This window comes from Pseudomonas sp. ArH3a (genome assembly GCF_022648765.1).
Classification (GTDB): Bacteria; Pseudomonadota; Gammaproteobacteria; order Pseudomonadales; family Pseudomonadaceae; genus Aquipseudomonas.
The window spans coordinates 3,702,360-3,716,301 of sequence record NZ_CP080330.1; the positions used below are offsets into that span (position 1 = coordinate 3,702,360).

Genomic DNA, 13,942 nt, shown 5'->3' on the forward strand with positions numbered 1-13,942 from the left:
CCAGCGGATGCGAGACCCGTAAATTTCACGGGCTATTTGCGATACCAGTGCATCGTTGGTATCGATGGCCTTGCTGCGCGCTTTCTTTTCCTGGCAATCGGCAGGATATAGCCGAAAGAGTTCCCAGGCTAAATCACTGGGTGTCCACCGCTTTCCGGGCGTTTGCTGCAACAACTCGAACACCCGATTACGCAACTTCAATGTCATGTGAAACGTCCTGAGAAAGATGAGTGCCGCCGAAGCTAGCCATTTGGCATCATCCTGTCCACCCGAAAAACGCTCCCGTGTTGAACGGGCCAAAAAACTCAATAAGGTCGCTGCCGTTTGAAGTAGTCTTACCGATCATTAGGCGCCTGACTCTGATCTGCCCGACCGCCAGCGCACTGCGAAGCTGCGGCACTTCATCGATGCCTTCCGCCCTTAAAGCATCGGCGAATGGCTGACCACCCGCAGCGCCAGGCCTTCATACGCATCCAGGGTGATGGTGAACTCCCCCTCAGCGGTAAGATCGCCCTCCACCCGTTCATTAATGATGTCGACCACCGGCCCCGGCGCGATATTGGGCAGGTGCAGGGTTTCAGTGATCGGCGTAGCGCCAAAGTTAAGCGCGGTGATCTGCGTGCCCTTCCCGGCCGGCAATTCGTGAACCATGATCAGCAAGCCCGGGTGCTCAACCTCCGGCACCAGAATCTGGCGGCTGGCGGCGATCCCGTAGGCACTGCGCACCGCGAGAATTTTTTGCAACTGCGAGGCAAACGACTCCGGGTCCTGCAATTGACTGTTGAGGCTGCCGTACAAGGTTTTCGAGCGCGGCATCTGCCCCGCCGAGAGCTCGGCATCCGGGTTCAAGTCCACCAGGTCGTAGGCGCCGCGATGAACCCAGCGGGTATCGCCATCGCCCATCAAATGCGCCACCTCATCGGCCGCCAATGGCAACGCGCCGACCAAGTCCCAGCCCGACAACGCAAACACGCCCGGCTGCATGGCGTTGTACATCACCAACAGTAAATGGATCTGGCGGATCTGCTGGATATCGGCCGGCGTAATTGCTTCAAGGTCACGAATACCCAGGGCTGCCGTGATGATGCTGGCGGTGGTGCAGGACACGCCGTTGGTGACGAACTTGAGGTTATACGGCGCATGCTCGCCCGCCAGGCGCTCATACATCTGCTCGCGGATATGCTCGCGCAGGATGTTGCCGGGGAACGTCTGGCCTTGGTAGAGGTAGCTGTCGTGGGCGTGCAAGGTCCAGAAGTGCACCAGTTCCAGGGTCAGTTCGTCGTGGTTCTGCAACGCATGGATCAGCGAGCCTGGGTCGATGCCCTGGCTGTGCATTTCGCGCAGCATCAGGCGCAGGAACTCGGTGTCGCCCATCAGCAACGCATGCTGGTACGCCGGGCGCGTAATGAAGTCATAAGAAAGGTCGGCGCCGCCGTGGGACATGGCGGCGATGTCGTCGACGGTAAGGTTCAACTCTTGAAAGCTGAACCCACCGGCCTTGCGAATCGCGCCGCCGAGCAGCTGGTTGCCGGTGATCGACAGCGGATGGCTTTCCGACCAGGCACCGCCCTCCAGCTTGCGCTCCACGCCGAGGAAGCCGTTGGCGTCCAGGCGCAGGATCTTGGCGCCCATCACGTCAATCGCGTGCAAGGCGTCGCCGATGATCATCTGCTGCGCCGCGAACGAAGGGTCCAGCCAGTTCAGCGACGGCTGGCCTTCCTTGAAATAGTGCAGGTACACCCAGCGCCGCGGCTTGCCATCCACACCGATGACTACCGGCGTCGCGCTCCAGTCGGTTTCCTTCACGCCGGGCTCGAAAAAGATCACCCGCTGCAACTGGCCGACGATGTAATGCTTGTCACGCAGCGCATCCACCTGCAATGGGCTGAGGTTCTGCGCATCACGGCCTTCGGCGACGTCGGGCAGCATCGGCCAGTCTTCCTCGCGGATTTCCACCATGTGGTAGAGGCCGGGATAGTCCTCGTACGCCATCTCGGCCAGGCGAAAATCCGCGCCCTTGCCGGTGTGCGACGGGATCACATCGTCGATGATCACCGCATTGTGCGCGGCCGCCATGCGCGTCAGCGCCTGCAACTGCGCCTCGGTGCCGAGCTGCGGGTCAATTTCAAAACTGATGCGGTCGAAATTGCCGTCGATGGTCGGCGTATGCCGCGTACCGGACAGCCCGCCGGACTTCTTCAATGGGCCGTTGTGAATGCCCTGGATGCCGATTTTCGACAGCGCGTGCCACAGGCTTTCATCCCCCAGCGCCTCCAATACCGTGCCGTTTTCACGGGTCACGATCGAGGCTGGGTAGGCGGTAAACCACACAGAAGACAAGGCGGTAGCATCGCGCGGCCGGGTATGCGCATACGGCTGTTGCCACAAGCGCCCTTGCCCCGAATACAGCTTGGCCCGCTGGCGCGCCGCGTGCAGCATCGATTGCTCAACCAGCCAGTTCACATGATCGTTGTCCGCCGCCGTCATAAGCCTATTACCTGTGTGCGTGAAAAGGTTACTCGTAAGCATAGGAGCGACGACGGGAGTGATTCGTTGCATTGCAATGCCGGCAACTACGCCAACTGCCGATACTGCCTCGGCGTAAACCCGGTCAATGCCTTGAACTGGCGGGTAAACGCGCTGTGGTCGGTGTAGCCGCATTGCAGCGCCACTTCGGTGATCGGCAGGTCGGTGTGCAGCAACCGATGCGCATGTTCCAGGCGCACTTTCTGGATCATCTGCCGGGGTGTGAGGTGGAACACGCGCTTGCAGTAGCGCTCCAGTTGCGCCACGGAAATTCCGGCGATGCGCGTCAGTTCGCCAAGGGTGACGCGCCGGTTGAAATGCGTGCGGATGTACTCGTCCACGGCGGCCAGGCGCTGGTACGCCGGGTGGGTTTCGCTGGCCGATTGCAGGTCGACCGAGATACCCGCCAGGCCAATAATCTGGCCTGCAGCGCTGTACAGCGGCCATTTGTGCGTCAGGCACCAGCCGGGTTCGCGGGTGCCGTACAGGTGCAATTCAAGCTGGTCTTCCAGTACAAACCCCTGCTCCAGCACGCGCCGATCCTGTTCGGTGTAACCCGGCCCCAGTTGCGCTGGGAATACTTCGGCGCTGGTCTTGCCCAGCAGCGGTTGCAGCTGCTTGAGGCCGCAGCGTTGCACCAAGGTGTGGTTGGCGAGTAGGTAGCGGGCGTGGATGTCCTTGATGAAGATCGCGGCGTTGGGGATCACGTCGAGCATCGGCAACAGCTGTGCCACCCCGGCCAGGAGCTGTTCAATGTTGTGGGGGCGATTGGCCTGAAAAAGGCTCGCAAATGCGCTCGGCAACATGACCTGGACTCCCGGTTTTTTTGAGCAGATTGCCGCATGCCGGCATGGCTGTCGAGCCTGGTGAACTGTGCCGAATTCGTCATCCACACACGCGCAAAACATCAATCACCACGCCATTGATGGGTTCAGGATAGCGCCACTGCATGCCTATCCAATAACTCACAAGAAGGCGCCGCCATGTCTGCTCAAGGCAAGTTCAAGAAACAACTTTCACTGATGGACCTCACCTTTATCGGGCTGGGCGCCATCTTCGGTTCGGGCTGGCTGTTTGCGGCCAGCCACGTCTCCGCCATCGCCGGGCCCGCCGGGATTATTTCCTGGCTGATCGGTGGTTTCGCCGTGCTGCTGTTGGGCATTGTGTACTGCGAACTCGGCGCCGCCCTGCCCCGCGCCGGTGGTGTGGTGCGTTACCCGGTGTATTCCCACGGCCCGCTGCTGGGCTACCTGATGGGCTTTATCACGTTGATCGCGTTTTCAAGCCTAGTGGCGATTGAAGTGGTCGCCTCGCGCCAATACGCCGCGGCCTGGTTTCCCGAACTGACCAAAGTCGGCTCCAGTGACCCGACCACCCTCGGTTGGCTGGTGCAGTTCGCCCTGCTGTGCCTGTTCTTTGTCCTCAACTACCGCAGCGTGAAGACCTTCGCCATCGCCAATAACCTGGTGAGCGTGTTCAAGTTCATCGTGCCGCTGCTGGTGATTGGCGTGCTGTTCACCTTCTTCAAACCAGCGAACTTTCAGGTGCAGGGTTTTGCCCCGTTCGGGCTGTCGGGCATCGAGATGGCGGTGTCGGCCGGCGGGGTGATTTTTGCGTACTTGGGCCTCACGCCGATCATCTCGGTAGCCAGTGAAGTGAAGAACCCGCAACGCACGATTCCGATTGCATTGATCCTCTCGGTGCTGCTGTCGACGGCGATTTATGTGCTGCTGCAAACCGCATTCCTCGGCGGCGTACCCACCGAGATGCTCGCCAACGGTTGGGCCGGGATCAGCAAGGAACTCGCACTGCCTTACCGCGACATCGCCCTGGCGCTGGGCGTGGGCTGGCTGGCCTATCTGGTGGTGGCCGACGCGGTGATCTCGCCCAGCGGCTGCGGCAATATCTACATGAACGCCACCCCGCGCGTGGTGTATGGCTGGGCGCAGACCGGCACGTTCTTCAAGATCTTCACGCGTATTGACGAGAAGTCCGGCATCCCGCGCCCAGCGCTGTGGCTGACCTTTGGCTTGTCGGTGTTCTGGACCCTGCCGTTTCCGTCCTGGGAAGCGCTGATCAACGTGGTGTCGGCCGCGTTGATCTTGAGCTACGCCGTGGCCCCGGTGACCGTCGCCGCGCTGCGCCGCAATGCACCGGGCATGGCGCGGCCGTTCCGGGTCAAGGGCATGGCGGTGCTCGGCCCACTGTCGTTCATCATCGCCGCGCTGATCGTGTACTGGTCCGGCTGGAGCACGGTCTCGTGGCTGCTCGGCCTGCAAATCCTGATGTTTGCGGTGTACCTGCTGTGCGCGCGCTGGGTGCCGACTGCGCACCTGAACATCAAGCAGCAAGTGCGTTCGGCGGCGTGGGTGATCGGCTTCTACGCGGTGACCATCCTGCTCTCCAAGCTCGGCAGCTTTGGCGGCATCGGCGTACTCAGCCACCCGTATGACACGGTTGTCGTCGCCGTCTGCGCCTTGGGCATCTATTACTGGGGCGCCGCCACCGGCGTGCCTGCGCACCTGGTGCGCCTGGAACACGAAGACGACGAAAGCGAAGCCGTCAGCGAACCCCAGCACAACACACGCTTGTCCCCGGCCACCCATTGAATGGAGTGTTTTATGAAACGGTTGCGCGTTATCGACTCCCACACCGGCGGCGAACCTACGCGCTTAGTGCTGGACGGTTTCCCCACCCTGGCCGGCAGCAGTATCGCTGAGCAACTGGACAACCTGCGCAGCGAGCACGACCGGTGGCGCCGCGCCTGCCTGTTGGAGCCGCGTGGCAATGATGTATTGGTCGGCGCGTTGTATTGCGAGCCAGTCACACCGGGCGCCACCTGCGGGGTGATCTTCTTCAACAACGCCGGCTACCTCGGGATGTGCGGCCACGGCACTATCGGGCTGGTCGCCTCGTTGCACCACTTGGGCCGCATCCAGCCGGGCGTTCACAGCATCGACACGCCAGTGGGCCCGGTAGCCGCCACCTTGCACGAAGATGGCGCCGTGACCCTGCGCAACGTGCCCGCCTACCGCCATCGCCAACAGGTCGCGGTGCAGGTGCCTGGCTACGGCGTGGTCTACGGCGACATTGCCTGGGGCGGCAACTGGTTTTTCCTGGTGTCGCAGCATGGGCAAACGCTGGAGATGGCTAACGTCGATGCCCTCACCGATTACACCTGGGCGATGCTCAAGGCCCTGGAAGAGCAAGGCATTCACGGTGCCGATGGCGCGCTGATCGACCATATCGAACTGTTCGCCGATGACGCCCACGCCGATAGCCGCAACTTCGTGATGTGCCCCGGCAAGGCCTACGACCGCTCGCCGTGCGGCACCGGCACCAGCGCCAAGCTCGCGTGCCTGGCCGCTGACGGCAAACTCGCGCCCGGCGCCACCTGGGTACAAGCCAGCATCACCGGCAGCCAATTCGAAGGCCGTTATGAATGGGACGGCGAACGCGTACGCCCCTTCATCACCGGCCGCGCCTACATGACCGCCGACAGCACCTTGCTGATCGACGAGCAGGACCCTTTCGCCTGGGGCATCTGAGCCCAGGCCTTATTTAACTGAACGCTGGAGTTAGAACAATGAGCGACAACATCTTCACCGGTTGCATCCCCGCGCTGATGACCCCGTGCACGCCACAGCGCACGCCGGACTTCGACGCCCTGGTCGCCAAGGGCCGCGAGCTGATCGATATCGGCATGAGCGCCGTGGTGTACTGCGGCTCCATGGGTGACTGGCCGTTGCTCACCGAAGCTGAGCGCCAGGAAGGCGTGGCGCGCCTGGTGGCCGCCGGTGTGCCGACCATCGTCGGCACTGGCGCGGTGAACAGCCGTGAGGCCGTGGCCCACGCAGCACATGCGGCCAAAGTCGGTGCCCATGGCCTGATGGTGATCCCGCGCGTGCTGTCACGTGGCGCTTCGGCCACCGCACAAAAGGCGCACTTCTCGGCCATCCTCAAGGCTGCGCCGAACCTGCCGGCGGTGATCTACAACAGCCCGTACTACGGCTTCGCCACCCGCGCCGAGCTGTTTTTCGAACTGCGCCGCGAGCACCCGAACCTCATCGGCTTCAAGGAATTCGGCGGCGCTGCCGACCTGCGTTACGCGGCGGAAAACATCACCTCCCAGGACGATAACGTGACCCTGATGGTCGGCGTTGATACTCAAGTGGTCCATGGTTTCGTCAACTGTAACGCCACTGGCGCGATCACCGGCATCGGCAACGCCCTGCCCCGCGAAGTGCTGCAACTGGTGGCCCTGAGCAAACAAGCCGCCAAAGGCGACGCCAAGGCACGGCGCTTGGCCCGTGAGTTGGAAGCCGCGCTGGGCGTGCTGTCATCCTTCGACGAAGGCTGCGACCTGGTGCTGTACTACAAGCATTTGATGGTGCTCAACGGTGACCAGGGTTACGCCCTGCACTTCAACGACACCGACGTGCTCAGCGATGCGCAGCGCCGTTACGCCGAACACCAGTACGCGCTGTTCCGCCAGTGGTACGCCCACTGGTCGGCTGAACAGAACCGCGCCTGACCCGTGCGCGCCGCTGTGGTTCTCGCAGCGGCCAACCCTTTTTTCCAGGATGACCCCATGACTCTGACGGGCAAGATGCTGATCGGTCAGCAAGCAATTTCCGGTGATCGCCAAGGGTTCCGAGCGATCAATCCCGCCACCGATACCCCCTTGGAACCGGCCTATGCCGGCGGCAGTGGCGAGCATGTCGAACAGGCCTGCGCGCTGGCGTGGGCCGCGTTCGACACGTACCGCGAAACCTCGCTGACGGCGCGCGCCGCCTTTCTCGAAGCCATTGCCGACAACATTGAAGCCCTCGGTGATGCGTTGATCGACCGCGCCGTGGCCGAAACCGGCCTGCCACGCGCGCGCATTCAAGGTGAACGCGGGCGTACCTGCGGGCAACTGCGGACCTTTGCCCGCACCGTGCGTGCCGGTGAATGGCTGAATGTGCGGGTGGACACCGCGCAGCCTGAGCGCCAGCCGCTGCCGCGTGCGGACCTGCGTCAACGCCACCTGCCACTGGGGCCGGTGGCCGTGTTTGGCGCGAGTAATTTCCCGCTGGCGTTCTCGGTGGCGGGCGGCGATACCGCGTCGGCACTCGCGGCCGGCTGCCCGGTGATCGTCAAGGCCCATGGCGCCCATCCGGGCACCAGTGAGCTGGTGGGCCGTGCGCTGGCCAAGGCGGTTGAAGACTGCGGTTTGCCGCAAGGCGTGTTTTCGCTGTTGTATTGCTCAGGTACCGACGTGGGCATTGCGCTGGTCACCGACCCACGGATCAAGGCCGTCGGCTTTACCGGTTCGCGCAGCGGTGGCCTCGCGCTGACACACGCAGCGCAGGCGCGGCCGGAGCCGATTGCGGTGTATGCCGAGATGAGCTCGATCAACCCGGTGTATCTGTTTCCCGGCGCATTGCAGGCACGCGCCGAAGGCTTGGCGCAGGGCTTTGTCGCATCGTTGACCCAGGGCGCCGGGCAGTTCTGTACCAACCCAGGTTTGGTGATTGCCATCGAGGGCAGCGCACTGCAGCGATTCATCGCCACCGCCAGTGAGCTGCTGCGCGGTTGCGCGGCGCAGACCATGTTGACGCCGGGCATTTTCAACGCTTACGAAACCGGCGTGGCTGCGCTGACCGAACACGCCCACGTCGCCGCCAAAGGTCAGGCGGCTGAAGGCCCGAACCAGGGCCAGGCGCATTTATTCGTCACCCAGGCCAGTGCGTTTTTGAGCAATGAGCACCTGCAAGCCGAAGTCTTCGGCGCCGCATCGCTGGTGGTGGTGTGCGCCAGCGACGCAGAAGTGCGCCAGGTCTCGGAACACTTGGAAGGCCAACTGACAGCCACGCTGCACGTGGATGAAGCGGACCTGGCGCGTGCGAAAACCTTGCTCCCGGTGCTTGAGCGCAAGGCGGGCCGCCTGCTAGTCAACGGCTGGCCGACCGGCGTGGAGGTCTGTGACGCCATGGTCCACGGCGGCCCCTTCCCTGCCACTTCAGACTCACGCAGCACCTCGGTCGGCACGGCGGCGATCCTGCGGTTCTTGCGCCCGGTGTGCTACCAGGATTTCCCCGACGACTTGCTCCCCGGCGCCCTGCAACACGCCAACCCCTGGCTGTTGCGGCGCTTGCTCGACGGCCAGAGAGAGGCCTAGGCCATGCGCGACTCCAACACTGGCGATATCGCGGTCATCGGCGCCGGTATTATCGGCGTGGCCTGTGCACTGCAATTGGCGCGTCAAGGCCGGCGCGTGGTGGTCATCGACCCGCAAGCGCCCGGCATGGGCGCCTCCTACGGCAATGCCGGGCACCTGGCGACCGAGCAGGTGTTTCCCATCGCCGATGTGTCGATCTTAAAGCGCCTGCCCGCGATGCTGATGGACCCCATGGGCCCGCTGCGCCTGGACTGGAAATACCTGCCCCGCGCCCTGCCCTGGTTTGTGCGCCTGCTGTTGAACCTGCGCCCGGCAAACTACCGGCGCACGGTGGCGGGCATTCGTGCGTTGAATGAAGCCAGCCTGGGCGCCTGGCAACGCCTGCTGCAATCGATTGAGCGCCCGCACCTGTTGCGCGAAGACGGTTCGTTGCTGGTGTTTGAGCGCGCCGAATCGCGCGCGGCGGTGGATGCGTTGCAACAGCGCATGCAGCAACAAAATGTACCGGTTGAGTTCTGGTCGAGTACTGCGGTGCGCACGGCCGCGCCGCAGTTGAGCGAAGCGATCCAAGGCGGCTTGTTCTTCCCCGCTACCGGGCATTTTCTGGACCCTTACCACGTGGTCTGCGAACTGGTGGAGGCCGCCAAGGCCGAAGGTGTGCAGTTCCTCAAACAGCGCGTGCTGGGTGGGCGCCTGGAACCAGAGGGCGTGTCGTTATTGACCGACCAGGGCAGCGTTACGGCGCGCCAGGTGCTGATCGCCTGCGGTGCGCACTCGGCCAGCCTGACCGCCGCACTCACCGGTAAAAAAATCCCGCTGGACACCGAACGCGGTTATCACCTGATGTTGCCCCAGGAGCAACAGCGCCTGCCGTTTGCGGTGACCTCGTTTGAACGCAAGTTCATCATGACGCCCATGGCCGGCGGCCTGCGCCTGGCCGGCACTGTCGAGTTCGCCGGGCTCACGCGCCCGGCGAACATGCAACGCGCCTGGCAACTGCACCGGCTGAGCCAGGGTTTGTTTCGCCAGGACCTGAGCACGCAGGGCGCTACACCGTGGATGGGCTTTCGGCCGTCCTTGCCCGACTCGCTGCCGATCATTGATCAGGTGTGTGACGCCAAGGTGCTGCTGGCGTTTGGGCACCAACATCTGGGGTTGACACAGGCGGCGGTGACCGCCGAGATGGTGGTGCAGTTGGCTACTGCGAAGCCTGCGTTTTCAGGCCTGCCGGCACTTGCACCGTTTCGGTTGGATCGATTCTGAGAAAACTCGCCGCGTGCGGGTTTTCAATCGGCCACTTGGGATGCACTCAACAACGCATCGGCCGCCTCTTGAATCTCCTCACGCATCCATAGCGTCTGCAACCACCCCGCCGGAATACCTTGCACGCCATAGTAGGCGCCCGCCAACTGCCCGACGATGGCGGCGGTGGTATCAGCATCATCACCCAGGTTCGCGGCGGCGAGCACGGCCTCAGCAAAGCTGTCGGTGTGATGAAAACACCAAAACGCGGCCTCTAAAGAGGCGACGGCATACCCGGAACCGACAATGTCATCACGGGACTTGTTGCGGTACTCACCCGCGGCGATAGCCTGCACTTTAGGGGCCGTCAACGCTGGGTCGCGGACGTGCAGCACTTGATCTTTTGAAACACCGTTCAAGGCATTGCTGATGGCCTGCGCCAGCACCAGGCAACACTCGATTGCTTCTTGAGCGCCATGGGTCGTGCGTGAACTTTCGATAGTGTATGTACGCACCTTTTGCGGGTCGGCAAAGAAGAACAACACCACCGGCGCAAGGCGCATCATCGAACCATTGCCGGCCGAACGCGGGTGTGTAGAACCCGCAAATGGGTTGCCGTCTTGCTGGTACGCCGCCAATGCCTCACGTACGGTCATGCCGATATCAAAGCAGTCACCGGTAGCACTCAAGTAGCCCCACTGCCACCAATTCAAGTACCGGCCCATCTGATCCTTCGCGTCAAAACCGCCCTTGCGCAGCAGGCTTTCGGCAAGGCACAGGGCCATTGAGGTGTCGTCCGTCCATTGGCCGGGCTTGAGGTTGAACGGCCCGCCGCCGACCATGTCGGTAACGGCGGCAAACGTGCCACGCGGCATGAATTCAACCGTAGTGCCGACCGCGTCACCGCAGGCTAACCCAAGCAGGCTGCCACGGTAACGATCAATGAGTGTGAGGGGCATCCGTCTTCCTTTAGAGCTGATCCAGTCGCAGGGTTATCCTACTCGACCAGCCGCCTTTTGAGGGAACTCGGCACCGCACGCTCAAAATCAGATAAATCCTGCGTTGCGTGTAGGAACTTAATCACACGCGGCTTTTTCTTGGCAGGTGCACAGGGCGTACAAGGGCTTAGCGCGATGGCATTGTGCCAATGCGCACTTGGCTAAGTGGCTTGTGGCGCGTTCAGAGGGCTTGAATAAACATCAGGTGACGATTGCGTCAGCCACAACCTAAAAAGCAGCTGATAAAACCAACGCAAACCTTTGCGTGCGAGACCGATGTCTTGAAAAGAAACTCTTCATCCGCTTCATCCAACGCTTGGTGCTGGGTCGGCAAGCTGGCACCGCCGTTGACATTGCTGACCTCCTTGCCGCGCCAGGCGTTACTGGACTCTTTTCGCGAGCGCACAAGCGGCCCTCTGGTGCTGGTGGTTGCTCCCGCCGGTTTCGGAAAGACGACGCTGTTGATGCAGTGGCGACGCGCCTTGCTGTCGACCACGCTACCCTCGACCATCGCATGGCTTTCAGTGGATGAGGCCGACGGCGACCCCCATCGTTTCCTGTCCTACCTGATCCTGACGCTGGACCACGCCGGCCTTGACCTGGGGCACCTGACCCGTCTGGCACACGCGCAATCACTGGATGTGCAACCGCAGCGCACGATCACGGCCCTGCTGCATGCACTGGCGCGTACTAACCGTAAGGTGACGCTGTTCCTTGACGACTATCACTGCGCGGCAAACCCCCAACTCGACCCCATCGTCCAGGCCTTGCTGGAACAGGCTTCGCCTTGGCTGGAATGGGTTGTAGCGGCGCGCCAGCGGCCTGGCTGGCCCCTGGCGCGCTGGAAAGCCAATGGCTGGGTGCACGAAGTATCCGCCCAGGCGTTGACATTCACAGCGGCCGAAACCACGGCGGTGCTCGGCGCAGATATACCCACCGCTGAACTTCTGGACTTGCATGAGAGAACCGAAGGCTGGGCGGTGGCGGTGCAACTGGCGAGGTTGTGGCGTGACAGTGGCGATGCCTCACTGCATGGCCTGAATGCATTTTCCGGGCGTGTCACCGACATGGCGGAGTACCTGACGGGGCAAGTCGTGCAGCGCCTGTCACCTGAATGCCAGGCTTTTTTGCGTGATATGGCACTGCTGGAGCGTTTCAACGCCGAGCTGGCCGACGCCGTCCGTGGCCGTAATGACAGCGCGCAGCGGATGGCGCAGTTAACGCATCTGGACGCCCTGCTTGTTCCCTTGGATGCCGGCCGCCAATGGTTTCGTCACCACCGGCTGCTGCGCGACTTTCTCAACCAGAGCATTGAGACCGACGCCGCTCATAACCTTTATAACGCCGCAGCTCACTGGCTGGCGGCACAAAGGGACTGGGTCCAAGCCATCCGCTATGCACTGCGTGCCCGTGATACCCGGCTGGCAGTTGACCTGCTCGTGCGGGCCGGCGGTTGGGAGGTGGTCATGCACAACGGCATCCGTTACGCCGAAAGCCTGCTGCAGCAATTCGATGAAAAGGCGCTGAGTACTGAACCGGACCTGATGCTGCTCCAGGCGTACTTGCACGCCAAACTCGGCGAACATGCCCTCGCCAAGCAATTGCTCGATTTGATCCGAGAGCAAGCGCAGGCAAATCAGCGCCTGGCGCGGGACTATCATGTGGTGCGCACGCTCGCCGACGCCTATGTCGATCGCTTTGAACTGGCGCCGTGGGAAAGTGACTGCGCCGACAATATGCTCGCCACGGGCACGCAGGAATGCGCTCAGGCCTTGAAAGCACTGAAACAAGGCCAACTGTCCCTGTCCCTGCAAGTGATTCGCTCGGCGCACATCAAGATGCGGGTGGCCGCCAACCCACGGGGTGAAAATTACTGTCGGATCCATGAGGCGCAAATCCTCGCGTTGACAGGCGATATTCGCGTCTCAGCACAGATGGTCGACACCGCCGTGGCCGTGGCCGACAGTCAATTCGGCAGCGAGAGTTCAGTCAGGGCGGTGGCCGGTTGCCTCAAGGCCCAGCACCTGTACTGGCAAGGCGCCTGGGCCGAGGCAACCCCGTGGTTGCGCGATGGTTGGGCTTCGCTCAAACAAACCGACGCTTGGTTGGATATCACTGCCGTCACCGCCGAGCTGGCATGGCGCACTTCGTTGCGCACGCTTGGCTTGCAGCCAGCGTTGCTGGAGCTCACGCAAGTAGCCGAACTCGCCACTGCGCGCAACTGGCAGCGGCTGGAACGGCTGGTCAACGCGTGGCGAGTCGACCTGCTGGTGCAAGCCGGGGCCTTGACGCAAGCGCGTCAGGAAGCGCTGGCCAATGACCTGGAAAGCGCCGCAAAGAACCCCGATGACTGGCGTAACCATGAGGCCGCGACGTTGGCACTGGCCAGGTTACAGTTCGCGACCGGAGCGTCGGCTGACGCGCTCAACCACCTGCAACGCGGCGCCAGGCTCTTGCACGAACGCGGCTTGCAGTTACCCGCCTGGCGCCTGCAACTGCTGGCCCTGGCCGCCCACGGCAAAGGCCATCCACCCGAGCAGAACGCAATCTTGGCATCGATCCCGGCCCAGGCGTTGCCCGGGCTGCTGCTGGAAGCCGGGCCGTGTCTTTTGAGCGCGCTGGAAGCCTGCGCCAGCACCACCCACAGCCAACAAACCATCATCACGCGCTTGCGCGGATGGCGCGCCCACCCTGTGCGCTCACGCCTGTCGTTCAGCGCCAAGGAGACGCAGATCCTCACGTTGCTTGCCGAAGGTCAATCGAACAAAGCCATCGCCCTGGCGATGGATATTTCTGAAAACACCGTGAAATTCCACCTCAAGCACGTGTTTACCAAGCTGTGTGTCGACAGCCGCACCGCCGCAATGGCCGCCGCATTGCGCTTGGGCCTGCTCGACGCGCCCCATTGACCCACCAACCTACCCATGCGGGTAGTCGAAATGCCGCAATCGTCGTCACCTACCCGCCCTACTCGTAGCCTGCGCCGAGTAGCGCGCCCTAGCATCCCCCAACA

At 62.5% G+C, this 13,942-nt stretch carries 9 protein-coding genes; 6 read left to right on the forward strand and 3 right to left on the reverse strand.

The window, feature by feature from the left end; translation table 11 throughout:
• Positions 1-420: 420 nt before the first annotated feature.
• Positions 421-2,487: a maltose alpha-D-glucosyltransferase gene (treS, locus tag K0P33_RS16735; RefSeq protein ID WP_242149655.1), complete on the reverse strand. Its 2,067-nt coding sequence runs from the start codon at positions 2,485-2,487 to the stop codon at positions 421-423.
• A gap of 86 nt (positions 2,488-2,573) precedes the next feature.
• Entirely contained in the window at positions 2,574-3,332 is a 759-nt protein-coding gene (locus K0P33_RS16740; RefSeq protein WP_242149658.1) for an AraC family transcriptional regulator, read from the reverse strand.
• 177 nt (positions 3,333-3,509) lie between these two features.
• Between K0P33_RS16740 and K0P33_RS16745 the strand changes: the two genes are divergently transcribed.
• Genes K0P33_RS16745 through K0P33_RS16765 form a run of 5 tightly spaced genes read left to right on the forward strand, consistent with a single transcriptional unit; the run spans position 3,510 to position 9,952 of the window.
• Positions 3,510-5,135 (forward strand): APC family permease, encoded by a 1,626-nt coding sequence (locus K0P33_RS16745; RefSeq protein WP_242149662.1) that lies wholly within the window; start codon positions 3,510-3,512, stop codon positions 5,133-5,135.
• Positions 5,136-5,147: 12 nt separating this feature from the next.
• The gene (locus K0P33_RS16750; protein WP_242149665.1) at positions 5,148-6,074 is read left to right on the forward strand and encodes a 4-hydroxyproline epimerase; all 927 of its coding nucleotides are present in this window, start codon (positions 5,148-5,150) and stop codon (positions 6,072-6,074) included.
• 38 nt (positions 6,075-6,112) lie between these two features.
• Positions 6,113-7,060: a dihydrodipicolinate synthase family protein gene (locus K0P33_RS16755; protein ID WP_242149668.1), complete on the forward strand. Its 948-nt coding sequence runs from the start codon at positions 6,113-6,115 to the stop codon at positions 7,058-7,060.
• Positions 7,061-7,117: 57 nt separating this feature from the next.
• Positions 7,118-8,689: an aldehyde dehydrogenase (NADP(+)) gene (locus K0P33_RS16760; protein ID WP_242149670.1), complete on the forward strand. Its 1,572-nt coding sequence runs from the start codon at positions 7,118-7,120 to the stop codon at positions 8,687-8,689.
• Positions 8,690-8,692: 3 nt separating this feature from the next.
• On the forward strand, positions 8,693-9,952 hold the full coding sequence (locus K0P33_RS16765) for an FAD-dependent oxidoreductase (RefSeq protein WP_242149673.1): 1,260 nt from the start codon (positions 8,693-8,695) through the stop codon (positions 9,950-9,952).
• A gap of 23 nt (positions 9,953-9,975) precedes the next feature.
• Here the strand turns inward: K0P33_RS16765 and K0P33_RS16770 are convergent, their stop codons facing one another.
• Complete coding sequence (locus tag K0P33_RS16770; RefSeq protein ID WP_242149676.1) at positions 9,976-10,890, reverse strand: ADP-ribosylglycohydrolase family protein; 915 nt, start codon at positions 10,888-10,890, stop codon at positions 9,976-9,978.
• Positions 10,891-11,276: 386 nt separating this feature from the next.
• Between K0P33_RS16770 and K0P33_RS16775 the strand changes: the two genes are divergently transcribed.
• Positions 11,277-13,838, forward strand: a complete 2,562-nt coding sequence (locus K0P33_RS16775; protein WP_242149679.1) for a LuxR C-terminal-related transcriptional regulator — start codon at positions 11,277-11,279, stop codon at positions 13,836-13,838.
• Positions 13,839-13,942: the final 104 nt, after the last annotated feature.